Annotated in this window: 22 protein-coding genes; 19 read left to right on the top strand and 3 right to left on the bottom strand. The window is 65.2% G+C overall.

The genetic code is table 11. The annotated features are described in order from the left end of the window. Positions 1 to 143: 143 nt before the first annotated feature. From ACE3RX_RS18210 to recJ, 4 genes are all read left to right on the top strand, one after another. Positions 144 to 1,736, top strand: coding sequence for an SH3 domain-containing protein (locus ACE3RX_RS18210; protein ID WP_374486389.1), 1,593 nt, complete (start codon positions 144 to 146; stop codon positions 1,734 to 1,736). 97 nt (positions 1,737 to 1,833) lie between these two features. Continuing rightward, positions 1,834 to 2,721 carry a peptidoglycan-binding protein gene (locus ACE3RX_RS18205; protein WP_374486388.1) on the top strand — a complete coding sequence of 296 codons (888 nt, stop codon included), beginning with the start codon at positions 1,834 to 1,836 and terminating at the stop codon, positions 2,719 to 2,721. Positions 2,722 to 2,875: 154 nt separating this feature from the next. Then, complete coding sequence (locus ACE3RX_RS18200) at positions 2,876 to 3,898, top strand: hypothetical protein (protein ID WP_374486387.1); 1,023 nt, start codon at positions 2,876 to 2,878, stop codon at positions 3,896 to 3,898. 6 nt (positions 3,899 to 3,904) lie between these two features. Further along, entirely contained in the window at positions 3,905 to 5,596 is a 1,692-nt protein-coding gene (gene recJ, locus ACE3RX_RS18195; RefSeq protein WP_374486386.1) for a single-stranded-DNA-specific exonuclease RecJ, read from the top strand. A gap of 161 nt (positions 5,597 to 5,757) precedes the next feature. On the opposite strand, the gene ACE3RX_RS18190 is transcribed toward recJ, so the two are convergent. Then, positions 5,758 to 6,135, bottom strand: coding sequence for an RNA recognition motif domain-containing protein (locus ACE3RX_RS18190; RefSeq protein WP_374486385.1), 378 nt, complete (start codon positions 6,133 to 6,135; stop codon positions 5,758 to 5,760). Between the two features lie 304 nt (positions 6,136 to 6,439). Here ACE3RX_RS18190 and nifE point away from each other — a divergent pair, with 304 nt between their 5' ends. The 12 genes from nifE to ACE3RX_RS18130 all read left to right on the top strand — a co-directional run bounded on the left by nifE (position 6,440) and on the right by ACE3RX_RS18130 (position 20,441). After that, positions 6,440 to 7,936: a nitrogenase iron-molybdenum cofactor biosynthesis protein NifE gene (gene nifE, locus ACE3RX_RS18185; RefSeq protein ID WP_374486384.1), complete on the top strand. Its 1,497-nt coding sequence runs from the start codon at positions 6,440 to 6,442 to the stop codon at positions 7,934 to 7,936. 11 nt (positions 7,937 to 7,947) lie between these two features. Next, positions 7,948 to 9,366, top strand: a complete 1,419-nt coding sequence (gene nifN / locus ACE3RX_RS18180) for a nitrogenase iron-molybdenum cofactor biosynthesis protein NifN (protein ID WP_374486383.1) — start codon at positions 7,948 to 7,950, stop codon at positions 9,364 to 9,366. Positions 9,367 to 9,376: 10 nt separating this feature from the next. After that, positions 9,377 to 9,802: a NifB/NifX family molybdenum-iron cluster-binding protein gene (locus tag ACE3RX_RS18175; RefSeq protein WP_374486382.1), complete on the top strand. Its 426-nt coding sequence runs from the start codon at positions 9,377 to 9,379 to the stop codon at positions 9,800 to 9,802. After that, positions 9,799 to 10,272, top strand: coding sequence for a SoxR reducing system RseC family protein (locus ACE3RX_RS18170; RefSeq protein ID WP_374486381.1), 474 nt, complete (start codon positions 9,799 to 9,801; stop codon positions 10,270 to 10,272). The genes ACE3RX_RS18175 and ACE3RX_RS18170 overlap by 4 nt, the downstream gene beginning before the upstream one ends. A 5-nt stretch (positions 10,273 to 10,277) precedes the next feature. Further along, positions 10,278 to 10,739, top strand: a complete 462-nt coding sequence (locus ACE3RX_RS18165) for a NifX-associated nitrogen fixation protein (RefSeq protein WP_374486380.1) — start codon at positions 10,278 to 10,280, stop codon at positions 10,737 to 10,739. Positions 10,740 to 10,749: 10 nt separating this feature from the next. Further along, on the top strand, positions 10,750 to 10,959 hold the full coding sequence (locus ACE3RX_RS18160; RefSeq protein ID WP_374486379.1) for a CCE_0567 family metalloprotein: 210 nt from the start codon (positions 10,750 to 10,752) through the stop codon (positions 10,957 to 10,959). A 27-nt stretch (positions 10,960 to 10,986) separates the two neighbouring features. Beyond that, positions 10,987 to 11,268 carry a ferredoxin III, nif-specific gene (gene fdxB, locus ACE3RX_RS18155; protein WP_374486378.1) on the top strand — a complete coding sequence of 94 codons (282 nt, stop codon included), beginning with the start codon at positions 10,987 to 10,989 and terminating at the stop codon, positions 11,266 to 11,268. Further along, positions 11,265 to 11,648 carry a hypothetical protein gene (locus tag ACE3RX_RS18150; protein WP_374486377.1) on the top strand — a complete coding sequence of 128 codons (384 nt, stop codon included), beginning with the start codon at positions 11,265 to 11,267 and terminating at the stop codon, positions 11,646 to 11,648. Before fdxB ends, ACE3RX_RS18150 begins: the two co-directional genes overlap by 4 nt. A 202-nt stretch (positions 11,649 to 11,850) precedes the next feature. Continuing rightward, a complete protein-coding gene (gene ehuB / locus ACE3RX_RS18145) occupies positions 11,851 to 12,723 on the top strand; it encodes an ectoine/hydroxyectoine ABC transporter substrate-binding protein EhuB (protein ID WP_374486376.1) in 873 nt (290 codons plus the stop codon). After that, positions 12,720 to 14,966, top strand: a complete 2,247-nt coding sequence (locus ACE3RX_RS18140) for a response regulator (RefSeq protein WP_374486375.1) — start codon at positions 12,720 to 12,722, stop codon at positions 14,964 to 14,966. The genes ehuB and ACE3RX_RS18140 overlap by 4 nt, the downstream gene beginning before the upstream one ends. A 196-nt stretch (positions 14,967 to 15,162) precedes the next feature. Next, complete coding sequence (locus ACE3RX_RS18135) at positions 15,163 to 19,149, top strand: PAS domain S-box protein (protein WP_374486374.1); 3,987 nt, start codon at positions 15,163 to 15,165, stop codon at positions 19,147 to 19,149. Further along, entirely contained in the window at positions 19,146 to 20,441 is a 1,296-nt protein-coding gene (locus ACE3RX_RS18130) for a diguanylate cyclase domain-containing protein (RefSeq protein WP_374486373.1), read from the top strand. Before ACE3RX_RS18135 ends, ACE3RX_RS18130 begins: the two co-directional genes overlap by 4 nt. A gap of 17 nt (positions 20,442 to 20,458) precedes the next feature. Here the strand turns inward: ACE3RX_RS18130 and ACE3RX_RS18125 are convergent, their stop codons facing one another. Further along, positions 20,459 to 21,001 carry a DUF6306 domain-containing protein gene (locus ACE3RX_RS18125; protein ID WP_374486372.1) on the bottom strand — a complete coding sequence of 181 codons (543 nt, stop codon included), beginning with the start codon at positions 20,999 to 21,001 and terminating at the stop codon, positions 20,459 to 20,461. Between the two features lie 15 nt (positions 21,002 to 21,016). After that, positions 21,017 to 21,628 carry a hypothetical protein gene (locus ACE3RX_RS18120; protein ID WP_374486371.1) on the bottom strand — a complete coding sequence of 204 codons (612 nt, stop codon included), beginning with the start codon at positions 21,626 to 21,628 and terminating at the stop codon, positions 21,017 to 21,019. A gap of 200 nt (positions 21,629 to 21,828) precedes the next feature. Here ACE3RX_RS18120 and ACE3RX_RS18115 point away from each other — a divergent pair, with 200 nt between their 5' ends. The 3 genes from ACE3RX_RS18115 to ACE3RX_RS18105 all read left to right on the top strand — a co-directional run bounded on the left by ACE3RX_RS18115 (position 21,829) and on the right by ACE3RX_RS18105 (position 26,663). Beyond that, positions 21,829 to 22,305 (top strand): DUF302 domain-containing protein, encoded by a 477-nt coding sequence (locus ACE3RX_RS18115; protein ID WP_374486370.1) that lies wholly within the window; start codon positions 21,829 to 21,831, stop codon positions 22,303 to 22,305. A gap of 93 nt (positions 22,306 to 22,398) precedes the next feature. Continuing rightward, positions 22,399 to 24,360: a DNA topoisomerase IV subunit B gene (parE, locus tag ACE3RX_RS18110; protein ID WP_374486369.1), complete on the top strand. Its 1,962-nt coding sequence runs from the start codon at positions 22,399 to 22,401 to the stop codon at positions 24,358 to 24,360. A 245-nt stretch (positions 24,361 to 24,605) separates the two neighbouring features. Beyond that, complete coding sequence (locus ACE3RX_RS18105; protein WP_374486368.1) at positions 24,606 to 26,663, top strand: carbon starvation CstA family protein; 2,058 nt, start codon at positions 24,606 to 24,608, stop codon at positions 26,661 to 26,663. Position 26,664: the final 1 nt, after the last annotated feature.

Here is a 26,664-nt window from a genome sequence, read left to right as displayed (position 1 = left end):
AACACCGGATAGCGGATCAGGGCCGCATTGTGCCGGAGTTGGCCGGCGCTGGGTATCCCGAAGGGGCGTGAGACTTATCTCCTTACATTTGTCATCCCCTCGCACCGATAATCGGCCCCCAGGGCCCTACATTGTTCGCAACCATGCATGTTCCCCGTCTTGTCGCACTGCCAGCCTTAGCTTGCCTGCTTCTGTCCGCCCTCCCGGGGTATGCGCAAAATGCGCAGCTGATCCGGCAGGAAGCGCTGCGCGCCCAGCCTTCAATCATTGCGCAACGCATCATGGAGGTGGCTCGCCGTTCCGAGGTACGCCTGCTGGAGACCCGACACGGATGGACCCGCATCGAGGCCGCCGGAGGACGAACTGGCTGGGTTCCTGAGACCAGCCTCGATCGCAGCCCGAGCCCCCTACCCGCCAGCAGCCAACAGCCCTTTCCGCCGTCCGCCGCACGCAGCACGCCCGGCACGCTCCCGCGGGCAAGCCGGCACGCGCTGGTTCTCACCGCCGGCACGCCGCCGGCCACCCCAGTCGGCAGTGCCGCAGACGCCGGACTCGGCGCCGCTATCGCCCGCCTCAGCGGTGTGCCCGACGCCAACATCCGTTATCGCAGCGATGCTGATCTAGGCACGGAAGGACTGCGCCAGTCCTTTGCCGAGCTCGACGCCCGCATGGGCGACGGCGACCAGGCCCTCATCTATCTTTCCGCAACGGGAATACATCGGCAGGAGCACGGACAATGCGTGGAAGCGATCCTCACCCAGAGCGGGGAAGCCTTCACGCTGGATGAAATGGCCCGCCACCTGAAGCAGCTTGCCGCCAAGGCCGACAAGGTGTACCTGATCCTTGATGCAGGACGTGGCGAGGGCTCCGTCGGAGCCACGGCCATCTCGCCACGCTTTGCCCCGCAATTCTCCTCCCCGGGCTGCCGGACCACCCCGCCTGCCACCGAACTCTCCCGCCTGCCCCCGAATGTTCTCGTACTCACGGCCAGTCGGCCCAACGAGAATGCAGGCGGCACGCCCGCCGGTGGACTTTTCAGCACGGCGCTGCAGGCCTGCCTGTCCGGCAACCCGGTCCCCGACAGCCCCTCGGGGCTGTCGACAGGCGAAGCCTTGGCCGCGTGCAGCCGCCAGCTCATCGCCACCAGCGCCGGCACGCAGCATCCGGGCCTGGTCGGCAATGGCGAGCTGCTACCTGCACTGCCAAGCGTGACCAAACCACCCCGCGATGCCCGCCTGGTCCTGCGCGTAATCCACGCCCAGCGCGACCAGCAACGACGTGTCGAACTGGCCCAACTGTCAGCGACCACTCCGGGCATGCGTCGCTTGCGCGTCACCAGTAGTACACCGGGCTATCTTTACGTCCTATCCGCAGCGCCTGGCGGCCGGGACTTTCGCCTGCTCTACCCCACGCCGGACAGTCAGCAGGCACCACTCCCGCGCAGCGCCGAGTTGGAGATACCACTTTCGGGCGAGGCAGCGCAGGACACTGAATGGCTGGTCCTCGTCAGCGATGCGGCCCGCAATCCCCGACGGGCCGGCTTCACGAGCGATGGGCCCCATGGACGCCTGCCTGCAGACGGTCCCGGCGTGAACGGACTCATCCACGAATTCCTGTCCGGTGATGGCAGCCGGACCTGCCTGTTCAGCGAGACCCGCAATCTCGGACCGACCCAGGCACTGGCCTGCTCATCCCGTTTCGGCGCCACCCTTCTCGGTGCAACGCACCCAAAATGATTCTCGATAAGCCCATGCACAGTCGCTAAAATAGCCACCAGAAACGACAAAAATGTTCAGCACCTGTTCTCAACCCATCAAGACTCCAGGGGAAATCATGAAAGCCCTTTCAACCTCGGCCGGATACCGTCACAAAATTGCGCTTCTCGCCGGGCTGCTGGCCCTATCGGGCTGTGCCAACATGCAAATGGGCTCGCAGGAGGCCAAGACCACCGCCACCGGCTCGGCCGGCGGTGCCAACTCCCAGAACGCCAACTCCACGCTTGAGAAGTGTACGGCGCCTCTCGGCACGATCGCCGTGGTCGAAGACACCGGCGCCCCCTGGTATGGCGTGCTCACCGGGCAGATGAAGCTCGGCTCGACCGTACCGGTGCTCAAGCTGCTGATCCAGCAGTCCAACTGTTTCGTGGTGGTCGAACGCGGCCGCGCGATGAACAACATGATGCAGGAGCGCGCCCTGCAACAATCCGGCGAGCTGCGTTCCAACTCCAATTTCGGCAAGGGCCAAATGGCGTCCGCCGACTACTCCATGAGCCCGTCGATCACTTTCAGCAACAACAATGCGGGCGGCATGACCGGCGGCCTGGGCGGCGTCGGTGGCGGCGTGCTGGGTGCGGTCATCGGCAGCATCAATGTCAAGGAAGCCAGCACCATGCTGACGATGGTGGACAACCGCTCCAGCGTCCAGCTCGTGGCGGCCGAAGGCAGCGCCCGTAACATGGACTTCGGCGGCATGGGCGCGCTGTTCGGCGGTGGCGTGGGTGGCGGCCTCGGCGGCTACACCAACACGGCGGAAGGCAAGGTCATCGTTGCCGCATTCACCGACGCCTACAACAACGTGGTCAAGGCCGTGAAGAACTACAAGGCCCAGGAGGTCAAGGGCGGCCTCGGCACCGGCGGCCAGCTCGGCGTACAGGGCGGCAGCACCGGTGGCAGCAACGACGCGACGACGACCAAGTCCAAGTCGACGAAGAAGAAGAAATAAGGCACTCTTCGTGCCCCGAGAGCCGGGCCCTGTGCCCGGCTCTGCATTTTTGGATTGCCGCCCGCGATCCCGTACCCAAGCTCCACGGCCACGCGGCGGAACCGCCTGCGGCATCGTCCTCTCGATGCCAGGCACGCTTTATACAAACGTCCCAATGCACTTCGAGTTGATCCTGCCCGGCCTGGATTGGCCCACCGGCCCCGGCACCCATCCCGCCGCCGACCTGGCGCTGCCCGCCCTATCTACGCTGCTGGCCTTCGCCGGTAGTGCTTGGGGGCCTCGCAACACGGCGGAAGCGCTGCTGGCGGAACGATTCGGCCTCAGCGGGCACCTGCCTCAGGCCCGTTTCCGACGCCTCGGCGAAAGCATCCCGGCACCGGTCGACGGCCACTGGCTGTGTTGCGACCCCGTGCACCTGCACTTCTCCCGTGACACGCTGCTGCTTGCCGACGCCAGCGGACTCGATATCACGCGCGAAGAGGCGGACACGCTGATGGACGGGCTCAACAAAACTTTCGCTGACATCGGACATTTCGAAGCCCCGGCGCCAGACCGCTGGTACATCCATCTGGCCGACGCCGCACGACCAAGCTTCCACCCTCTCACCGACGTCAATGGACGTCCGGTCCAGTTGTTCCTCCCTGAGGGCGAGGACACCACCCGCTGGGCGCGTCTGTCCAACGAAATGGAGGTCTGGCTGTTCAGTCATCCGGTCAATGCGGCGCGGGAAGAGCGTGGCCAGCGCACGATCAATGGCATCTGGCTGTGGGGCAATGGAACGGCCACCGCCACCAGCCAATCAGCCTGGTCTGCCATCCAGGCACAACAGGCCTTCGCGCGCGGCCTCGCCCGCCATTTCGGCCTCGCCCCCCAAGCAGCCGACCGCTACCTGCGGCCGGACGGCAACGGCCTTGCGCTAGTCGACGATCTCCAGCGTCCGCTCCTCCATCAAGACCGGGACGGTTGGCGCCATGCGCTGCAAGCCCTGGAAAGCAACTGGTTCGCTCCGCTGCTGGCCGACCTCAAGGCGCGCCGCCTCGAAGCGCTCCGCATCAGCGTACCCAGCGACCGGAATTCGCTGCAGCTCGACGTTGCCTCCCGCGGACTCTGGAAGTTCTGGCGCAAGCCGCGCCCCCTCGCCAACGCGTTGGCTTCTGCCCCCCAATCCGCAGCCTAGACCCCCATGACCCGCATTCTTCCCCGTCCTGTCCCCACCCGCGCCGTCACGCATCTGCTGGAGGCCGGCACTCATCCGCTTCTGGCCCGCATCTACGCAGCCCGCGGTATCGAGAACCGGGAAGAACTCGATTACAGTCTCAAGGCCCTGATCCCACCCCATCAGCTCAAAGGGGTTCACGACGCGGCCCAGATCCTCGCCGACGCCATCGAAGCGGGCGCGCGCATGCTCATCGTTGCGGACTACGACTGCGACGGCGCCACAGCTTGCGCAGTCGGCATCCGCGCCCTGCGCGCCTTTGGCGCCGAAGTCGGTTACCTGGTCCCCAATCGCTTCGAATACGGCTACGGCCTGACCCCGGCGATTGTCGAGCTGGCCGCAGCAATGGAGCCCGAGCTGCTGATCACCGTGGACAACGGCATCGCCAGCGTCGAGGGCGTCGCGGCGGCACGGGAACACGGCATCGCCACCGTCATCACCGATCACCACCTGCCGGGCGACACACTGCCCGAAGCGGATGTAATCGTGAATCCCAACCAGCCTGGCTGCCCATTCCCGAGCAAGGCCCTGGCCGGCGTTGGCGTCATGTTCTACACGATGCTGGCCCTGCGCGCTGAACTCCGCGACCGGGGCTTCTTCGAAGGACGGGCGGAGCCGAATCTGGCCGACCTGCTTGATCTGGTGGCGCTCGGAACCGTCGCTGACGTGGTAAAGCTCGACCACAACAACCGCATCCTGGTGTCCCAGGGCCTGCAGCGCATGCGGGCCGACCGCATGCAGCCAGGCGTCCGGGCGCTTTTTGCCGCCGCTGGACGCGATGCGACGCGCGCCACCACTTTCGACATGGGCTTCGCGCTGGGGCCCCGTCTCAACGCCGCCGGCCGTCTTGCCGACATGTCCCTCGGCATCGAATGCCTGATCACCGACGACATGGGGCGCGCCCTCAACATCGCCCAGGAACTCGACCGCCTCAACCGGGAACGGCGCAGCATCGAAGCGGAAATGCAGGAAGGCGCGATGCTCGAACTGGACGGGATCGACCCGGGCAGCCGCGCCACACTGACGCTGTTCCAGCCCGAATGGCACCAAGGCGTGATCGGCATCCTTGCCGGGCGAATCAAGGAGAAATTCCACCGCCCCACGGTGGCCTTTGCCCGTGGCGACGAAGGACAGCTGAAGGGCTCAGGCCGTTCGATCCCCGGCCTGCACCTGCGCGACGCGCTCGATCTGGTGACCAAGCAGGCACCGGACCTGATCCTGAAGTTCGGTGGGCACGCTATGGCCGCCGGCCTCACGATCCTTGAAGCAGACCTGGAACGTTTCGAGAGAATTTTCGAATCGGTCGTGCAGTCGCTGATTGATCCCGCCGACCTGACGCGCAGCCTGGAAACGGACGGCGCGCTGGAAGACAGCCTCTACAACCTGGAAACGGCGAGGCTACTGGAACGGGAAATCTGGGGCCAAGGCTTCGCTGCCCCGGTCTTCGACGATACCTTCCGTGTCGAGAATCAGCGCATCCTGAAGGACAAACACCTCAAACTGCAGCTGCGCAAGGGCAACACGCGGATCGACGCCATCCAGTTCAACTGCACCACTTCAGCAGGACCGCAGATTCACGCAGCCTTCCGGCTGGCAGTCAACGAATATAACGGCGCTGCGAACATCCAGCTGATGTTGGAACATTTCGAAGCCGCCTGAAGGCTGTCGCCGACAGGAGCAGCAACACGGCCTCTACGCCGTCTTCACACGCATCGCGCCGCGACATATATGTCGCCACGCACCTTGCACAAATTTCCCGCCCGCCGCATGACGTCCGGGCGGGAAATCTGGCATCGAGAAAGATATATTCGATACGCGGATCAGTAACGACCACCGCCGCCACCGAAGCCGGAGCCACCGCCCGGACCTCGTCGGCCGCCACCGCCGAAACCGCCACCACCGCCTCCGCCCCCCGGACCTCGGCGGGGACCGCCGAACCCGCTACGCGGTTCCTGCGGACGGGCCTCATTAACAGTCAGGTTGCGGCCATCGTAGTTCTTGCCATTGGCGCCTGCGATCGCTGCTTGGGCCTCGTCGTCGGAACCCATCTCGACAAAGCCAAACCCCTTGGAGCGGCCGGTTTCACGATCCATGATCACCTGGGCCGAAGCCACGGTGCCGAACTCGTGAAAAATCTCTTCCAGACGACTCTTATCCACTGTGTAGGCCAGATTGCCCACGTAAAGCTTAGTACCCAATTGACGCGCTCCATTTCGAAAAGAAAGGCGGCCACGAGACAGTCCGCACTCACACAATAGCAAGGCATTCCGCGGACGTCGAATGTTTTTGTACTTAAAACGCGCAACGTATTACCGCATTCCTCCAGCATTAATCCCGATCATTGTGACGCCCCTGACAATGCACCGGGGAGCTTGTAGGGTTCATCACAAGCCCTCTTCCGCCCCTCCGCAGCACATCGCTTTTATTTCAACACCTTAGCGCCAGACATCGGATGGCATGGAGCTTGCGGATCGATACCCGAGACCAACCGGGAGATTCGCGGTGAAACCATCTGAAGTAGCAGTTCTTCTCGACGAACCCGCCTGCACCCACAACAAGAAGGCGAAATCCGGCTGTTCCAAGCCGACGCCGGGTGCCTCCGCCGGTGGTTGCGCGTTCGACGGTGCACAGATCGCGCTGCTGCCGATTGCCGATGTAGCCCACATCGTCCACGGCCCGATCGCCTGTGCCGGCAGCTCCTGGGACAACCGGGGCACCCGCTCCACCGGTCCCACGCTGTACCGCATCGGCATGACCACCGACCTCACCGAACAGGACGTGATCATGGGACGTAGCGAGAAGCGGCTGTTCCATTCGATCAAGCAGGCCATCGAGACTCACAACCCGAAAGCGGTCTTCGTCTACAACACCTGCGTACCGGCCCTCGTCGGTGACGATATCGACGCCGTCTGCAAGGCAGCCACCGAACGCTGGGGCACGCCGGTGGTCCCTGTCGACTCCGCCGGTTTCTACGGCACCAAGAACCTCGGCAACCGCATTGCCGGCGAGGCGATGGTCAAGTACGTGGCCGGCACCGCCGAGCCCCTGCCGCCGCCCGCCGCTGCCATCGAATACGCCGAGAAGCGCGGCATCAAGATCCACAACGTGAACCTCATCGGCGAGTACAACATTGCCGGCGAGTTCTGGTTCATCGCCCCGCTCCTCGACGAACTGGGCATCCGCGTGATCTGCACCCTGTCCGGCGACGGCCGCTTCCATGAAGTGCAGGCCATGCACCGGGCCGAAGTGAACATGATGGTGTGCTCGAAGGCGATGCTCAACGTCGCCCGCAAGCTTGAAGACCGCTTCGGCACGCCGTGGTTCGAGGGCAGCTTCTACGGCATCACCGACACCACCCAAGCCCTGCGCGACTTCGCCCGCCTGATCGGCGACCCGGATCTGACCGAGCGTACCGAGGCCCTCATCGCCCGCGAAGAAGCCAAGATCTTCGCCGCCCTCAAGCCCTGGCGTGCGCGCCTCGAAGGCAAGCGAGTGCTGCTCAACACCGGCGGCGTGAAGAGCTGGTCGATCGTCTCCGCGCTGCAGGATCTCGGCTTGGTGGTCGTCGCGACTGCCACCAAGAAATCCACCGAGGAAGACAAGGCACGCATCCGCGAGCTGATGGGCCCGGAAGCCAAGATGGTCGAAGACGGTTCGCCGCGCGCGCTGCTCAACATGGTGAAGGAACTGCGCGCCGACATTCTCATCGCCGGCGGCCGCAACCTCTACACCGCCCTCAAGGCCCGCCTGCCCTTTCTAGACATCAATCAGGAACGGGAATTCGGGTATGCCGGCTACACCGGCATGCTCGAACTGGTGAAGCAGCTCGCCCTAACCCTCGAATCCCCCGTCTGGACCCAGGCCCGCAGCGCCGCACCGTGGGCCGCCCTGCGCCCTGCCGCACCCGAACTGCCGCTGGATGCCGACGACCTGCCGATGCCCCTCGACGATGGCTTCGACATGGACGACGTGCACGACCACCACCACGCCGCAGCCTGAGGAGCCCAGCCATGAGCGAGATCATCAAGCGCAGCAAAGCCATGTCGGTGAGCCCCCTCAAGGCCAGCTCACCGACCGGCGCCGCCCTGGCCTTTCTGGGCATCCACCACGCCATTCCGATGCTGCACGGCAGCCAAGGCTGCACGGCCTTCGCCAAGGTCTATTTCGTACGCCACTTCCGCGAGCCGATTCCGCTGCAGACCACCGCCATGGACCAGGCCAGCAGCGTGATGGGGGCCGACGACAACGTGATCCAGGGGCTCGCCACCATCTGCGCCAAGCAGAAGCCGGCGATGATCGGCCTGCCGACCACCGGCCTGTCGGAAACCCAGGGCACCGACATCGCCCGGCTGGTGAAGGACTTCTACCGCCAGTACCCGGAATACGCCCACGTGGCGGTGATCCCGGTCAACACGCCGGACTTCACCGGTTGCCTGGAAACCGGCTACGCCTCGGCCGTCAAGGCCATGTTCGAAGCCTTGGTGCCGGAGGACCGGACGCGCGTCGGCCTGCGCCCTCGCCAGATCAACGTGATCCCCCACGCATCCCTGACGCCCGGCGACACCGAGGCGCTGAAGGAACTCATCGAGTCGTTCGGCCTTCGCCCGGTGGTCGTGCCCGACGTCGGCGATTCCCTCGACGGCCACCTGATGCCCGAGGACTACACACCACTGACCCTCGGCGGCACGCCGGTCAGCGAATTCGCGACGCTCGGCGAGGCGGCCGCAACAATCGTCATCGGCCGCTCGCTGGACGCCGCCGCCGACATGCTGGCCGAGCGCACCGGCGTGCCCGACCACCGCTTCGATCACCTGATGGGTCTGGACGCCAACGACCGCCTGATCGGCGTGCTGGCAGAAGTCTCCGGCCACCCGGTGCCCGAGCGCATCGAACGCCAGCGCGCCCAGTACCAGGACGCCCTCGTCGATTGCCACTTCATGCTCGGCATGGCGCGCATCGCCATCGCCGCGGATCCCGACCTGCTGCTCGGCATGAGCCAGTTCCTCAAGTCGGTCGGCTCGGACATCGTCGCCGCCATCGCGCCGGTCCGCGCAGCGTCCCTCGACGACGTGCCAGCCGAGAAGGTGCACATCGGCGACCTGGAGGACCTGGAGATCGCCGGGCGCGAGGGCCAGTGCCAGCTCGTCATCGGCAACTCCCACGCGGTGGATAGCGCCGAGCGCCTCGGCGTGCCGATCCTGCGCATCGGCTTCCCCCAGTACGACCTCGTGGGTGGCTACACCCGCACCTGGATCGGCTACCGCGGTAGCCGGCACGCCTTGTTCGACCTCGCCAACCTGCTGCTCGAACATCATGAAGAACACCACCTCATCGCCCCGTACCGGTCCATCTTCCGGCCCGCAGAAGCCTTCGCCGAGCTCGGCCCGGCCACCCCGGCGACTGCGGCTGGTGGTCTCCCACTCCACTGAGGAAACAGCCATGCAGCTCCGCGTCGCCTTCGCCAGCAGTGACCGGGTGGTCATCGATCAGCACTTCGGTGCCGCCAGCGCCTTCGCCATCCACGAAATCGGTCTCGACACCTCACGCCTCATCGAAGTGGCCCAGTTCATCGAAACCGCGATGGACGGCCACGAGGGCAAGCTCGACGCCAAGATCGCTCTCCTCGACGGGTGCGCCGCAGTGTTCAGCGAGGCGGTCGGTGCCTCGGCGATCCAGCGCCTGCTCTCCAAGGGCGTGCAGCCGGTCAAGGTCGAGAACGGCACCACCATCGATTCCGTCATCGCCATGCTGCAGGGCGAACTCAAGGACGGCCCCACCGGTTGGCTGGCGAAGGCGGTTACGCGCGGTACGCCCAAGGCTGCCGAGCGCTTTGCAAGCATGGAAGAGGAAGGGTGGAGCGAATGATGATCGAACAAGGCCGCGTCATCGCGGCAGACAGCGATTGGGCTGAAGTCGAAGCCGGTGGCAGCGGTTGCTCCAGCTGCGGCACCGCCAGCGCCTGCGGCGTGCCCAAGGAAGGCAAGGCTGGCCTGCACGGGCGCATGGTGCTGCGCCTGGCCAACACGGTCGGCGCCAAGACCGACGACATCGTCGACCTCTCCGTCAGCTCCGAATCCATGACGACCGCCGTCGGCGTTGCCTACGGGCTGCCAACGGTCGGGATGATCGCTGGGATGGCGGTGGCCCACGGCCTGTTCGGCAGCAGCGGGGAAGCCCTCGGCGCGCTGCTTGGCGCCCTGTCCGGCTTCGTCGGCGCCCGCCTCGCCGCCGCCCGCATCCCCAGCGGGGTACGCATCCTCGCCATTGCCAATACCGCGCCGACACCAGGCTCCGCCCTGCCGATCTATTTTCAAGCCGCTTTATCCAAGGAGTGACAACAATGACTACCGCCACCGCTGACGAAGGCCTGTGGAGTTCCGAATACGTCAAAGAAATGGTCAAGCAGATGCGCGCGCTTGACTCCTACGGCACCTACGACGGCTGGCCCAACGAACGGGTGCTGGCTCCGTACATCGTTACCAAGGAACAGCGCCGCGAGATCCCGGTGATCGGCGATCCGGACGAGGTCATCCTGTCCCGCGTGAAGGCCTTCTACAACGGCCTGGCGGTGCTCATCGAGAAGGAAAGCGGCCTGATGGCCAGCTCGGTGATCAACATCACCCACGAAGGCTTCGGACGCGCGCTGATCACCTGCGGCAAGCTGATCGTCCTCGACCGCACCCTGCGCGACGTGCATCGCTTTGGCTTCGAGAGTATCGGCAAGATGAAGGACGAAGCCGACAAGCTGCTGTCCGTCGCGCTGGCGATCATCGGCAAGTACCCGGAAGTCGCCGGTCTCTAAGGTGGGCGCCATGACGGAAGAAGAGATCAAGGCCCTTGACAAGGAGGTGCGCAAACTCAAGCGCATCGCCTCCGAATGGGCATCGCAGATGCACGACCTGGTGGAAGACCGCCTGCCGGCCGCCTACGAGGAAATCCCCGGCATCGCCAAATCCACCTACGAGGCCTGCCAGGCATGGGCCGAGGCCAACCGCAAGCTGGCCGCCGCTGGCGGTCAGTAAGCTGCACCACGCAATCAAGGCACGATCATGGAAACGATTACCGGCTTGACCCGGGGCGGCAAGGCCTACACCCCGACCTTCGTCACCGACCTCAACCAGGAAACCTGCATCGGCTGCGGCCGCTGCTACAAGGTCTGTCCGCGCAACGTCTTCGAGCTCGTCGAGCGGGAATTCGACGATGACGACGAGGGCGACGACGACAACACGATGGTGATGGCCATTGCCGACGCGATGGACTGCATCGGCTGCGGCTCCTGTGGCCGGGTCTGTCCGAAGGACTGTCACACCCACTCGCCGGCCACGCTGTGAGCGCTAATCAGGTCGTGACCCGCAGTGTGGATGAACGGCTGGCCCAGGAGCGCCCGCTGATCGAGCGGATCTGTGCCCGCCTGATCCACGAGGCACAGCGCCACGGCCTCCCCGCGCTGGACATCGAGCCAGCGCGGGCCGCCTACAGCCTGCGCGACGACCCCTTCACCGGGGAAGCCGCTTTGATTGGCCTGTGGCCAGCCGACGGTGCCGGCCGCAAGGGCAACCTGATCATCAACGCCGACGGCAGCTTCTTTGCGGAATACGATGTGCTGGCCAACGATCCGGCCAACGACCGCCAGTTCGTCGAGGCCAGTACTGCGTGGGGACGCGGCGAGCGCATGGGCGCCGAACTGCGCATGCTCGAATGGCCGGAGTAAGTCGATCCCTCAGCCGCAAGCCCGGTGCGTACGCCCGGGCGTCACGTTCTGGCTGAACTCAGCCCTCTCCCGACGCCCGGCAACGAGGTCCGGCGGCCGGGAACAAAAGAGTGGGAGGGGTCATGGATAACCCTCATTCACCCCGCTGCGCATCTGTCGATATAAGCTAGCCCACCTGCCTCACAGGACCTGGCTGTCTTCGATGAATCGCATTCTCTCTCTGGGTCTCGTGCTTGCCCTCGGCGCCATTCTCGCCATGGCTTACGCGTTCCATGCGCCAGCGGGTGAAAAGGCAGCGTCACCACTGGGCCTGCACAAGGCCGACACGATCCGGATCGGCTACGCGGTGGAACCGCCCTATGCCTTCATCGACGCCGACGGACGGGTGACCGGCGAATCCCCCGAGGTCGCGCGCCATATCGTCGAAGGTCTCCACATTCCGCACATCGAGTGGCGCCTGGGCGAATTTGCCGAGCTGATTCCGGAACTGGAGGCGGGCCGAATCGACGTGATCGCCGCGGGCATGTTCATCACCCCCGAGCGGGCAAGCCGTGTCGGCTTCTCCGAACCGACATTCCACGTTCAACAAGGCCTGCTGGTGGGCCGCGGCAACCCTCACGCGCTGCACGCCTACACTGACATTCAGAAAGACCCGCAGCTCAAGCTGGCGGTGCTGTCAGGCTCCATCGAGGAAGCCCTGCTTCTGAAAATGGGCGTCGCGCCGGCCAAGCTCCTGCGCGTACCGGATGCCGGCACAGGCCGGGCCAGCGTGGCAAGCGCAGCCGCTCAAGGACTGGCCCTGTCCCTCCCTGCGCTTCGTTGGCAAGGACAGGGAAGCGTCGAGGACGGAACGGAGATTGCCGTACCGTTCGCCCAGCCCGATGCCCGGCAACGCCATCCGGGTTTCGGCGCTTTCGCCTTCCGAAGGCAAGACCAACGCCTGCAGAACGCATGGAACCGGGTTCAAGCGGGCTACATCGGCAGTCCTGACCATCTCGCGCTGATCGCCCACTTCGGTTTCGACGCCGACACACTACCCGGCGCGGTTCGCACCCGCGACGTCCTCGCGCGATGAGCGTGCTGCGCAGCCGCCTTGCCCGCCAGCCCCACCTGCTGCTGGCCCTCACGGTAGCGCTGGCTGTCTTCATCGCCGCCGCTCTCACGAGCCTCTACGTCACGCAACAGGATGATCTCGCCGCCGCCAGCCAGCGCTTGCAGAGCGTCCATCAGGCCAGAACCGAGCTTGCCAAGGGTCTGCTTTACGCAAGCCTTGGCCAACCGGAGGGTGCGGCATCGCCCTTTCGGCGGGACCAGGGACTGGCACTGCTACGACAAGCATCGACCACCCTCGCCGAACTGCTCGACGGTCCGGGCGAACAGGAACACGCCAGAGCCGCTGAATTACGCCACGCTGCGGCCCGCTTCGAGGCCCTGCTGACCAGCCGCCCTCCCCAGGCGGGCAAGCCGCTGCAGGACGTCGACCTGCTGGTGGCCTACCATGCCCTGGAACGGCAGGCCGCCTACGCGGGCAACCTCATCCGCGAGCAATCCGCCAACCAGGCCGCCACCTTCCGGCGCAACTTCCGCCTGGCCGCTGCGGCCGCACTGCTCCTCATCAGCAGCATCATCACAATGGCCTTCCTGGCCATGCGGGCGCGCCACCAAGCCGAACAGGAAGCCCTACTCACCCGCGCTCGCTACGAAAGAGTCATTGAAGGTTCCGATCAGGGCTTCTGGGACTGGAACCTGCAGACGCATCGCTTTGACGTCAGCGAACGCTTTGAGACGATGCTCGGCTTCACCCCGGGCGAGCGGGATCTGAGTGAAGAGAACTGGCCTCGCTACGTGCATCCGGACGATCTCGCCACCAACATGGAGTCCATCCAGAAGCATCTGCAGGGCGAACAGCCCCTGCACGAGGCAGAGCTGCGCTGCCTGACCCGCACAGGTGACTGGCGCTGGATCCTGTCCCGCGGCAAGGTTGTGGAACGCGACGCTGGGGGCCATCCGTTGATCATGTCCGGCACGCACACGGACATCAGCGAGTACAAACGCCTGGTATCCGAGCTGGACCGCCACCGCCACCACCTGCAGGAACTGGTCGAGGAGCGGACCATGCAGATTGAGGAGCTCAACCGCCAGCTCGAACGGCGCAGCCGTCAGGCAGAAACGGCGAACCAGGCCAAGAGCACCTTCCTGGCCACCATGAGCCACGAGATCCGCACGCCGATGAACGCGATCGTCGGCCTCACCCACATCCTGCGGCGAGAGCCCATGTCGCTGCGCCAGGGCGAACTGCTGGGGCGAATCGGCCAGGCCGCCGCCCATCTACTCGAGATCATCAACGACATCCTCGATCTGTCAAAGGTCGAAGCCGGCAAGCTGGGCATCGAACAGGTGGACTTTCGTCTGGATGCGCTGCTCGCCTCGGTATCCGCCCAGATCGCCGAAAAGGTAAACGCCAAAGGCCTTCACTACGCGATCGACGCACCTGCCATGCCTGAGGTGCTGCGCGGTGACGTGACGCGGCTCACCCAGATGCTCCTCAATTACCTGAGCAACGCCATCAAGTTCACCGCCAGTGGTGGTTCCGTGACGCTCAGCGTCCGCTGCGAGGAACGAACAGCCAACAGCGTGCTGCTGTGCTTTACGGTCACGGACACCGGCATCGGCTTGTCCGAGGAGCAGCAGGCACGCCTGTTCCAGGCCTTCGAGCAGGCCGATGGCTCGACAACCCGCAAATACGGCGGCACCGGCCTCGGGCTGGCCATCAATCGCCACCTTGCCCAACTGATGGGCGGGGACACCGGTGTCATCAGCAGGGAAGGCCTGGGAAGCAGCTTCTGGTTCACCGCCCGACTGGGCCGCGGCGCCGAGGCATCCGACATTCCACCGCCCCCCGCCGCGGGAGATGTGCTGAGCTGCCTGCGCCAGCGCCACGCCGGCCGCCAGGTGCTGCTGGCCGAAGACGAGGAAGTCAATCAACTGGTGGCCGGGGAGATGCTTGCCGATGCCGGACTTGCCGTGGACACGGCCAACGACGGACTGCAAGCGGTTGAGCGGGCTCGGGAAACACCGTATTCACTGATCCTCCTCGACATGCAGATGCCACTGATGGATGGCCTGGCCGCCTGCCAGGCCATCCGGGCCCTCCCCCTGCATCACGACACGCCCATTCTGGCACTTACCGCCAATGCCTTCCGGGAAGACCAGGAGCGCTGCCTCGCCGCCGGCATGGACGACTTCCTGACGAAGCCGATTGATCCCGTCCGCCTGCACACCAGCCTGCTCCACTGGCTGGATAGCAGCCGCCGCTGATCAGGCGCACGGGCAAACCCGACGGCGGAACCACCCGGCATTTCCGGCACTCTTCATCCCTACAGTGCTGGAAGCATCTGATTGTGAAGCGTTTCACACACGCCCCGGGCATATTTCACACATTGAAAAATATCGACAAAATAGATTTACAGACCTGCCATGAATTGATATTTTCATCAAAAACATTAAATTCATCATGGTCAATTCACCCGGTTCCTTCCTTCTCGTCGTGGTACTTCTTGCCGTGCACGCCCTGCTCGGCATGCCCGACGCGCGGGCGAACACCAGCCTCACCCTTCAGCTGAAGTCGCGGCACGGCTTCGAGTTCGCTGGCTACTACATGGCCAAGGAACGCGGCCTCTACGAGGAAGCCGGCCTGAACGTGCAGATTCGCGCCGCCGCACCGGGCGTCGACAGCGTCGAGGAAGTGGTCGCCGGTCGCGCCGATCTCGGCGTCGGCTCCAGCAGCCTGCTGCTCGCGCACAAGGCCGGCAAACCCGTCGTTGCGCTGGCGGTCATCCAGCAGCACTCTCCCTACGTGATGATCACCGGAACCCGCAGCGCGACCGACAGCATCCAGGATCTGCTCGGCAAGCGGGTCATGCTCGACCCGATGGCAGACGAATTGCTGGTGTATCTGAAGCGGGAAGGCATTCCCCTCGACAGCATCCAGCGCCATCCGCCCAGCTTGAACGTCACCGACCTGACAGGCGGCAAGACCGACGCCCTCGGCGCCCAACTCACGGATCAGCCCTACAAACTCGACCAGATCCGCTTTCCGTACCACATGTACACGCCGCGGGCGGCAGGCATCGACTTTTACGGCGACAACCTGTTTACATCCGAAAGGCAGCTGCGCGCCCGCCCCGAACAGATCAAGGCTTTCATCAAGGCCAGCCTGCGCGGCTGGGAATATGCCTTGAGCCACCCGACCGAAACCACCGACCTGATCCTGGACAAATACAGCCACCAGGAGAGCCGCGAACAGCTCCAGTACGAAGCTGAGCGCAACATTGCCCTGATCCACGCCGATCTGGTCGCCATCGGTTACATGAATGCCGGCCGCTGGCGCCATATTGCCGACAGCTATGCGGAAATCGGCCTGCTACCCGCGAGCTACTCCCTGGATGGCTTCCTGTATGACCCGGACAAGGGCAAGACGACCGACAGCGAACTCTGGCGCTACCTGGTACTGACCCTGGCGATCACCGCCTGCGTTGGCTCGGTGGCGGTTTACACCGGGCGGGTCAATCAGAACCTGCGACGCAGCCAGACCCAGCTGGCAGCAACCCTAGAGGCCGTCCCCGATCTGCTGTTCGAGCTGGACGAGAATGGCATCTACCTGGATGTGCGGGCCCGGCGCACCGCCCATCTCGCGGCCCCACGCGAAGAGTTGCTGGGGTGCAGTGCGTTCGACATTCTTCCCAAGGCCTCGGCGGACACCCTTCGCGAAGCCCTGCGCTCAGCATTCCAGCACGGCGCCGATTACGGCCGCATCATCGGACTCCACCTGCCCGACGGCGACCGCTGGTTCGAACTCTCAGTCGCTCGCAAGGCAGGTCCGAACAACCAGCCCTGCCGCTTCATCGTGATGTCCCGCGACGTCACCGACCGCAAACGGGCCGAGGACGCCTTCCGGAAACTGTCCCAGGTCGTAGAACAGAACCCGACCCCCATCGTCATCGCGGACGTGGATGGCCAGGTGGAGTACGCCAACCCGGCCTTCTGCGCCCTCAACGGCCTGCGCTCCGAAGAAGCCGCCGAGCACCGCATAGAGGATTTCTTCGACATCGCCCCGCAGTCACCGGGCAACATGGACGACGCCTGGACCTGCCTGCTCAAGGGCCAGGTATGGACCGCCGAGTGCGAGAACCGGCACGCCGATGGGCGCCTCCTCATCGAGCGGATCACACTTGCCCCACTGCGCGATGACGCCGGCCGGATCACCCACGGCCTCTGCATCATCGAGGACGTCACCGAGCGGCACCAGCGGGAACAGGACCTGAGCACCGAGCGCCAACGCCTCTTCAACGTGCTCAGCGGCACGGACGCCGGAACCTGGGAGTGGAACGTACAGAGCGGCGAGGTGCAGTTCAACGAACGCTGGGCCGCCATGCTCGGCTACCGACTTGAGGAACTCGCCCCGCTCACCATCGACACCTGGACCCGGCGCATCCACCCGGACGACCTTGCCTGCTCATCGTCCATGTTGCGCCGCCACTTCGCCGGCGAACTGGACCAGTACGAATGCGAGACACGTATCCGCACCAAGGCCGGGGGCTGGGCCTGGGTCCTCAACCGTGGCAAGGTGATCAGCCGCTCGCCTGACGGCCGTGCCCTGATGATGTACGGCACCCACATGGACATCACGGCCCGTAAGGAGGCCGAGGCCAGGCGCGCCGAAAGCGAACAGCTGCTGCGCTCGGCCATCGACACCATCGGCGAAGGTTTCGTAATCTATGATGCAGAGGATAGGCTGGCCTTTTTCAACGAGGAATACCGCCAGGTCTACCGGGGCGCCGGACCGGTGATCGAGGTCGGCCACAGCTTCGAAGAAATCCTGCGCTCCGGCCTGGAGCGCGGCGTTTACCCGGACGCGGCCGGCAAGAAGGAAGAATGGCTGGCCGAACGCCTTGCCCAGCACCGCAGCGGGGACTGCGAGATCATCCAGCGCCTGGACGACGGCCGCTGGCTGAAAGTGCGCGAACGACGCACCAGCAACGGCTACACCGTCGGCTTCCGGGTGGACATCACCGAGCTGGTGCGGGCCCGCCAGGCCGCCGAGATGGCCAGCCTCGCCAAGAGCCAGTTCCTTGCCACGATGAGCCACGAAATCCGCACCCCGATGAACGGCATCCTCGGCATGGCCCAGATCCTCCTGTCCCCCGGCGTCGCCGAGGCCCAGCGCCAGGAGTATGCCAACATCATCATCAAGGCCGGCCAGACGCTGCTCACCCTGCTCAACGACATGCTCGACCTGTCCAAGATCGAAGCCGGCAAGCTCCTCATCGAGCCGGCTGCCCTCGCCCCCGGCCCGTACCTGCAGGAGCTCAAGGCGCTGTTCGAGGAAACCGCCTGGCGCAAGGGCCTGGTGATCGAAGCCCGCTGGCACGGCAGTGATGAGTCCCGCTTCCTCATCGACCCTCACCGCTTGCGCCAGATGCTCTCCAATCTGATCGGCAACGCGATCAAGTTCACCGCGCAGGGCGAGATCCACATCGACGCCCATGAGGTGGAGCGGGATGACAAGCACTCCATGCTCGAATTCTCCGTATCCGACACGGGCATCGGCATCCCCCCGGACAAGCTGGGGCTGCTGTTCCAGCCCTTCAGCCAGGCCGACAGCTCGACGACCCGGGAGTACGGTGGCACCGGCCTCGGGCTGTCCATCGTGCGCAGCCTGGCTGAGTTGATGGACGGCTCGGTCGGCGTCGACAGTGTCCTGGAACACGGCTCCCATTTCTGGTTCCGGATCCGCGTCGAACGCCTCGAGGGCGACAATCCCAGTGCCGGAGTCGAGCTCAAGCCGGCCACGACCTGCGTCCTGAGCGGGAATGTCCTGGTGGTGGACGACAATGGTATCGAACGCAAGGTCATCGCGGCCCTGCTCGGCAAGCTCGGCCTGACCGTATCCCTCGCCAGCGACGGTCGCGAGGCGGTGGACGCCGTCACCCAGGGGACTCCGCCGGATCTGGTCCTGATGGACTGCCAGATGCCGGACGTCAGCGGCTACACCGCCACCGAACGAATCCGCGCCTGGGAAAGCGCCAACAATCGCTCTCCCCTACCGATCATCGCCCTCACCGCATCGGCCTATGATGAGGACTTGCAGCACAGCATCCAGGCCGGTATGAACGACTTCCTGACCAAGCCAGTGCCGCTGGACACCCTGCAGACCGTCCTCGCCAAATGGCTGCGCGGCAGCACCGCGGACAGCCCTGCCGCCCCGCCGCTGGACAACACACGCCTGCTGGCCCTGATCAACGAGCTGGAGCCCCTGCTGGCCGGCCAGAAGTTCGACGCGCTCATCCGCTTCAAGGAACTGCAGGCCCTCACCGCTGGTACCGATCTCTCCGCCGAGATCGGCGAGATCGGCAACATGCTCGCCAGCTTCCGCTTCGGCCCAACCCTGGAACGGCTGCGTGCACTGGCGGCCACCATTTGTGCCCGACATCCATCATGAACAACAAACCGCGCATCCTGGCAATCGACGACACGCCAACCAATCTGTACACCCTCGGCATGGCCCTGGCCGGCGAATTCGACCTGCAGATCGCCAGTTCGGGGCCTGAAGGGCTCATGATGGCCCGCGAGTCTTCACCGGACCTGATCCTGCTCGACGTGATGATGCCCGGTATGGACGGCTTCGAGACCTGCCGCCGCTTCAAGGCCGAGCCGGCGCTGGCCAACACGCCGATCATTTTCGTAACCGCCCTGTCGGACCTGGAGTCGGAGCTGTCCGGTCTCCTGCTCGGCGTCGCCGACTACATCACCAAGCCCTTCAAGGTGGAACTGGTGAAACTGCGCATCCGCAACATCCTGCGCATCAGCAGCCTGTCCCAGGAGCTGAAGGCCAGCGAGGAATGCCTGCGCTATGTGATGGAGGCCACCGGCGAAGGTGTGTGGGACTGGCGGATGACCGACGGCGCGGTGCATCACAACGCATCCTGGTGCCAGATCCTGGGCCTCGACCTGTCCTTCCTGACCCATCCGGTGGAGGCCTTCATGGAGCTGATCCATCCGGAGGACCGGGCCGGCGTACAGCGTGTGCTGGGCGCCTGCCTGGCCGGTGAAGGCAACTACGCCAGCGAGCACCGCCTGCGCCATACCTGCGGGCATTACGTATGGGTTGCCGACCGAGGCCGTGTGGTCGAACGGGCCACCACTGGCGAGCCCCTGCGCATGGTGGGCAGCATTGCCAACATCACCGAGCGCAAGCGCCACGAGGCGGAGATCCACCACCTCGCCTACTTCGATGCGCTGACGGAGCTTCCCAACCGCCGCCTGCTGATCGAGCGCCTGCAGCAAGCCATCATCCGGAACCAGAGAAGCAAACAGTTCGGCGCGCTGATGTTCCTGGACATGGATCGCTTCAAGCAGCTGAACGACACGCACGGACATGCCAAAGGTGACCAATTGCTGATCGAAGTCGGCCGGCGGCTGTCCGGCTGCATACGGGAGCAAGACACCGTGGCCCGTCTCGGTGGCGACGAATTCGTCGTAATGCTGGAGCATCTTGCTGGTCCTGCCGACGACGCGATCGCCAACGCCCGGGGCGTCGGCTACAAGATCCTCGACACCCTCAACGCCCCTTATCGCCTGGGCGAACTGCCCTATGCCAGCACCCCAAGCATCGGCCTGACCCTGTTTTCCGGCAAGGAGGACAGCGTGGACGGCATCCTCAAACGTGCCGACGCCGCGATGTACGCGGCGAAGGCCGCAGGGCGCAACACCCTGCGGGAAGCCAACATCTGATCTGCCGCCGAGCCCCGTCAGCGCGGCGGCGGACTGCCTAGGGCGGCCTCGCAGGCCGCAATGTTGTCCACATGGGAAACACGCATGGCCTCCAGCATCGCACGCGCCTCACCATCCTCCATGTCCGGCAGCACCTCGTCGATCTTGCGCACAACCCAGGCCTGCCCCTTGTTCAGGAAATGCAGGCGGGCCTCCAGTCCATCGATGGCGAGCGTCTTGTGCACGAAAGCGCCCGTCTCATGGGAGGCCACCCCGCCCAGGCGCCGGATAGTCTTGTAGAGCACCACCGCGTTACGGCCTTCGTCCTGCTGCAAGCGCTCCAGCAGACCGCGCAGGGGCGCACGCGCATCCAGCTCATCACGCAGGATGGCGAGCACCTTTGCGCCGGCGCGCTCCGCTTCCAGCAGTGCATTCAGGCGCTCGATGCGCAGCGCCTCGGCGCTCGGCGCCTCTTCTCCAAAGTGCCCTGGAAAATCGCCGGCATAACAGGGCGGCGAGGCATAGCGCGCCTCCGTCTCAGCGGCGGGAGGGTCAATTTGTCGGCCAGTCTTGCGGCTCATCAGATACTCCTTTGCTCAATTGACCGGACGAACGACAAACACGCCGGGATCGTCACCATGCTCCAGCAGCACCCGCCGGACGCGGTCCTGCCACAGCCGCCGGAACTCCTGTACCTCATCTGTGCTGGCCTGGCCCGCCAGGCACAGGTGCATCAACGGCATCATGCGCGGATTGGCCGGCACCTCACGCAGCGTGCTCATCACATCCACAGCCGCGCCGCTGTCCACACGGCGGAAACGCAGATCGAGGGGCTGCTCGGCGTCGAAGGCGAGCAGATCGCGGCGATCGAATCGCCCCGCCAGCCCCTTGAAGCCGGTATCGACCGTCGCACCGGTCAGCAGCGACACCACGTTGGCGATCACGCCAGTCACACCGGCCGTCCGGCTGTCGCGGAAACTCACGTGCACGCCGCCGCGCTCTGGCACCTCGCCGCCGTAGAGCGCCGCCAGCGCCAGGCCGGTCAGCCGGTAGGCGCTCGCCACCGTCGGGCAGGAATGCCCGGCCAGGCGCACCGCATCGATATAGCGGTATTCGATCACGCCACCCTCGGTGGCGCCCAGAAATGCCGCCAACGGATCGCGCATCCGCAGCGGGGGTACTTCATCGAAGAAACTGGGGTAACTCATGACGACTCCCGGTACCACTCCACACAGAACAGATGGACGCCACCCTAAGGCGCTTCCCGACGGCGGGCCTTGATCTGCGATATGCGCGCCGGTGCATTTCCGCCAAACGGCCGTGGCACTTCAATCCATCCCGCCGGCAGTGCTATCGTCGGCCCCTCGCCTGCCCGCAACTGTCCTGCCCTCGCCGGAGTCCCAAGCCCATGTCGCGCGCCCTCCTCGCCATCGCCCTGTTCCTTGCCGGCATCACGGCCAGCCAGGCCGACGGGATCCGTCACCTGGCGATCACGCCCGGCCGCTACGCCGACGCCCGCGAGGCACTGGTGGACGCCATCGAGACCGAAGGCCTGGTGCCCGCCCCGCCAAGCCGCTTCGGCGACATGCTGGCACGCACCGGGCCGGCGCTGGAGCAGACAACGCCGGTGTATCAGGATGCCGAGGTTCTGCACTTCTGCAGCGCGCGCATCGCGTGGACCTTCGCCCGCGAGAATCCCCTCAACGTTGCCCAGTGCCCGCTGTCGATGGCTATCTACACCCTGCCGGCGGAGGCCGGCACGGTGCACCTGGCCTGGCGCGAGGCCCACGGCGACAGCCCCGCCAGCCAAGCAGCCAATGCACTGCTCGAACGCATCGCCCGGCAGACAGTCGACAACGCCGGACGCAGCAGCCTCGGCCGCTGACCCTCACGGCCTTATCGCCGCGCCCCTCGCAGGCCGGCAGCGGGCTGCGGTATAGTCCGCTCCGCTTCAAAATCCATCCGTATTCCCCCCAGCATGTCGCAGAAAACCTACAACGCCGATTCCATCACCGTCCTCAAGGGCCTCGAACCCGTCAAGCAGCGGCCGGGCATGTACACCCGCACCGAAAACCCGCTGCACGTCATCCAGGAAGTCATCGACAACGCCGCCGACGAGGCGATGGCCGGCTTCTGCAAGAAGATCGGCGTGACCCTGCATCTGGACGGCTCGGTGAGCGTCGCCGACGACGGTCGCGGCATCCCGGTGGAAATCCACCCGGTCGAAGGCGTGTCCACCGTCGAGGTGGTGTTCACCCGCCTGCACGCCGGCGGCAAGTTCAACAAGACGGATGAGGAATCCGCCTACCGCTTCTCCGGCGGCCTGCACGGCGTCGGCGTGTCCGTCACCAACGCCCTGTCCCACCGGCTGGAAGTGGAAGTCGTCCGCGACGGCGGCCGCCATCGCCTGGTGTTCGCCGCCGGCGATGTGATCGAACCCCTCGCCCGCATCGGCGACGCCCCCAAGAAGGCCAGCGGCACCACCGTCCGTGCTTGGCCGGACGCCAAGTATTTCGACGCTGCCGACCTGCCCCGCGCCGAACTGGAACGCCTGCTGCGCTCCAAGGCGGTGCTGATGCCGGGCCTGGAAGTCAGCCTCAGCATCGAAGGCGGCGACACCCGCACGTGGCTGTTCGAGCACGGCATGCGCGGCTACCTGTCCGAAGCCCTGCCCGACGAACCGCTGATCCCGCTGTTCAGCGGCGAGAAGTACGCTGCCAAGGGCGACGACACCTTCGCCACTGGCGAAGGCGCGTCGTGGGCCGTGGCATGGACCGCCGAAGGCACGCCGGTGCGCGAGTCCTACGTCAACCTGATTCCCACGCCGGCCGGCGGCACCCATGAGGCCGGCCTGCGCGACGGCGTGTTCACTGCCGTCAAGAACTTCATCGACCACCACGCGCTGCTGCCCAAGGGCGTCAAGCTGACCGCCGACGACGCCTTCGGGCGCGCCTCCTTCGTGCTGTCGGCACGGGTCCTCGACCCCAGCTTCCAGGGGCAGACCAAAGAACGCCTCAACAGCCGCGACGCCGTGCAGCTCGTCTCGCGGATGGTCCGCGACCCCTTCGAGCTGTGGCTCAACGAGCACGTGGAATACGGCAAAAAGCTCGCCGAACTGGCCATCAAGGCCGCCCAGGCCCGTGCCCGCGCGGCGCAGAAGGTCGAGAAGCGCAAGTCCTCCGGCGTCGCCGTACTGCCCGGCAAGCTGTCCGATTGCGAATCCGAGGACATCGAGCGCAACGAACTCTTCCTCGTCGAAGGCGACTCCGCCGGCGGCAGTGCCAAGATGGCCCGCGACAAGGACACCCAGGCCATCCTGCCGCTGCGCGGCAAGGTGCAGAACGCCTGGGAGGTGGACCGGGAGCGCCTGTTCGCCAACGCCGAAATCCACGACATCGCGGTGGCCCTCGGCGTGGACGCCCACACCCCGAAGGACGATCCGGACCTGTCCGAACTGCGCTACGGCAAGGTCATCATCATGTCCGACGCGGACGTGGACGGTTCCCACATCCAGACCCTGCTGCTGACCCTGTTCTTCCGCCACTTCCCCAAGCTCATCGAGAACGGCCACATCTACGTCGCCCAGCCGCCGCTGTACCGCCTCGACGTGCCGGCCCAGGGCAAGAAACGTCCGCCGCGCCGCCTGTATGCGCTGGACGATCAGGAACTCGCCTCCCTGCGCGACCGCCTGGCCCACGAAGGCGTCAAGCCCGAGCAGATCGAAGTCGGCCGATTCAAAGGCCTCGGCGAGATGAACCCCGACCAGCTGCGCGAAACCACCATGGACCCTGCCACCCGCCGCGTGCTGCCCGTGCACGTGCGCCCCGACGCCTTCGACGACACCCTGCGCATGTTCACGCTGCTGATGGGCAAGGGCGAAGCCTCGGGCAGACGGGCCTGGATGGAAGAGAAAGGCGACTCCGTGGAGGCCGACGTCTGATCTTCGTCAACCGGGGGCGCAATGTGTGATAACCCTGATTGACCATACCGGGCCGCATGCAAACAATGGGGAAATCGGCCCGGGATGCTACTAAAGTTATAAGACACAGCACGGGCCGCTGACGGGTTTCTTCCCGACCCCGCGGTCGATCCGGTGCCGTAGCCTTACCGGGCGCGGTGCCATTTCTTCCTCACTGGTCGGGCGGACGCCCGTGCGTCTCCACGAAACAGACAGTGAGGAAAACCATGTCATCCATACAGCGTCACCTCGGCTGGGGGGCCGTTGCCGTACTCGGCGCCGCCGCGTTCGGCACAGTGGCCTTGCATCGCGGCGAGACCATCAACGCCCTCTGGCTGGTCATCGCCGCGGTGTGTACCTATCTCATCGCCTACCGCTACTACAGCCTGTTCATCGCCGAGAAGGTGATGGAGCTCGACCCCAACCGCATGACCCCGGCGGTTCGCCACAACGACGGCCTCGACTACGTCCCCACTGACAAGTACGTGCTGTTTGGCCACCACTTTGCCGCCATCGCCGGCGCCGGCCCGCTGGTCGGCCCCGTGCTCGCCGCACAGATGGGCTATTTGCCGGGCATGCTGTGGATCCTCGCCGGCGTCGTCTTTGCAGGCGCGGTGCAGGATTTCATGATCCTGTTCATCTCGACCCGCCGCGACGGCCGCTCCCTGGGTGACCTGGTCAAGACCGAGCTCGGCCCGGTGCCCGGCGTGATCGCCCTTTTCGGCACCTTCATGATCATGGTCATCATCCTTGCGGTGCTGGCACTGATCGTCGTGAAGGCCCTGGCCGAATCCCCGTGGGGCATGTTCACCGTCGCCGCCACCATCCCCATCGCACTGCTGATGGGCGTCTACAGTCGCTACATCCGTCCGGGCCGCATCGGTGAAATGTCGCTGATCGGCTTCGTGCTGCTGATGGCCGCCATCATCTTCGGTGGCGACATCGCCGCCAGCGAAACCTGGGGCCCGGTGTTCACCTTCGACGGCAAGCAGCTCACCTGGCTGCTGGTCGGCTACGGCTTCGTCGCCTCGGTGCTGCCCGTGTGGCTGCTGCTCGCCCCGCGCGACTACCTGTCTACCTTCCTGAAGATCGGCACCATCGTCGGCCTGGCCATCGGCATCGCCGTTGTCGCGCCCAACCTGCAGATGCCGGCGCTGACCAAGTTCATCGACGGGACCGGCCCGGTGTGGTCCGGCAGCCTGTTCCCCTTCCTCTTCATCACCATCGCCTGTGGCGCCGTGTCGGGCTTCCACTCGCTGATCTCCTCGGGCACCACGCCCAAGCTGCTCGACAACGAGAAGAACGCCCGTTTCATCGGCTACGGCGGCATGCTGATGGAGTCCTTTGTCGCCATGATGGCCCTGGTCGCCGCCTCGGTCATCGAGCCGGGCGTTTACTTTGCGATGAACAGCCCGGCCGCGGTGATCGGCAAGACCGCCGAAAGCGCAGCCATGGCGATCTCCCAGTGGGGCTTCGTGCTGACCCCCGACATGCTGCTGCAAACCGCCCAGGACGTCGGCGAGAAGACCATCATCTCCCGCGCCGGCGGCGCACCGACGCTGGCCGTCGGCATGGCTCACATCCTCTCCAACGCCCTCGGTGGCAAGGCGATGATGGCCTTCTGGTACCACTTCGCCATCCTCTTCGAAGCCTTGTTCATCCTCACCGCTGTCGATGCGGGCACCCGTGCCGGCCGCTTCATGCTGCAGGATCTGATGGGCACCTTCGTGCCGTCCATGCGCAAGATGGACTCCATCTTCGCCAGCCTCGTCGCCACCGCCCTGTGCGTGGCCGCCTGGGGCTACTTCCTGTACCAGGGCGTGGTTGACCCGTTGGGCGGCATCAACACCCTGTGGCCGCTGTTCGGTATCGCCAACCAGATGCTCGCCGGCGTCGCGCTGACCCTCGCCACCGTGGTGCTGTTCAAGATGAAGCGCCAGCAGTTTGCGTGGGTGACCATCGTGCCGACCGTCTGGCTGCTGATCTGCACGCTGACCGCCGGCTGGCAGAAGATGTTCCACGAGAACCCGAAGATCGGCTTCCTCGCAAACGCCCACAAGTACCAGGCTGCCCTCGACAAGGGTGAGGTTCTGGCGCCGGCGAAGAACATCGACCAGATGCACCAGATCATCACCAACAACTATGTGGATGCCACCATGTCCGGCCTCTTCATCCTGCTGGTGGTGGCCATCGTGATCTATGCCATCCCGGCCTGCATGCGCGCCCTCAACGCCAACAAGCCGACCACGCTCGAAACTCCTTTCGAGCCGATGCCGGCCAAATAAG

The organism is Zoogloea sp., assembly GCF_041914405.1.
Taxonomy (GTDB): Bacteria; Pseudomonadota; Gammaproteobacteria; order Burkholderiales; family Rhodocyclaceae; genus Zoogloea.
Note: the sequence above shows the minus strand (reverse complement) of the source record. Positions and strands in the feature narration are given on the sequence as shown.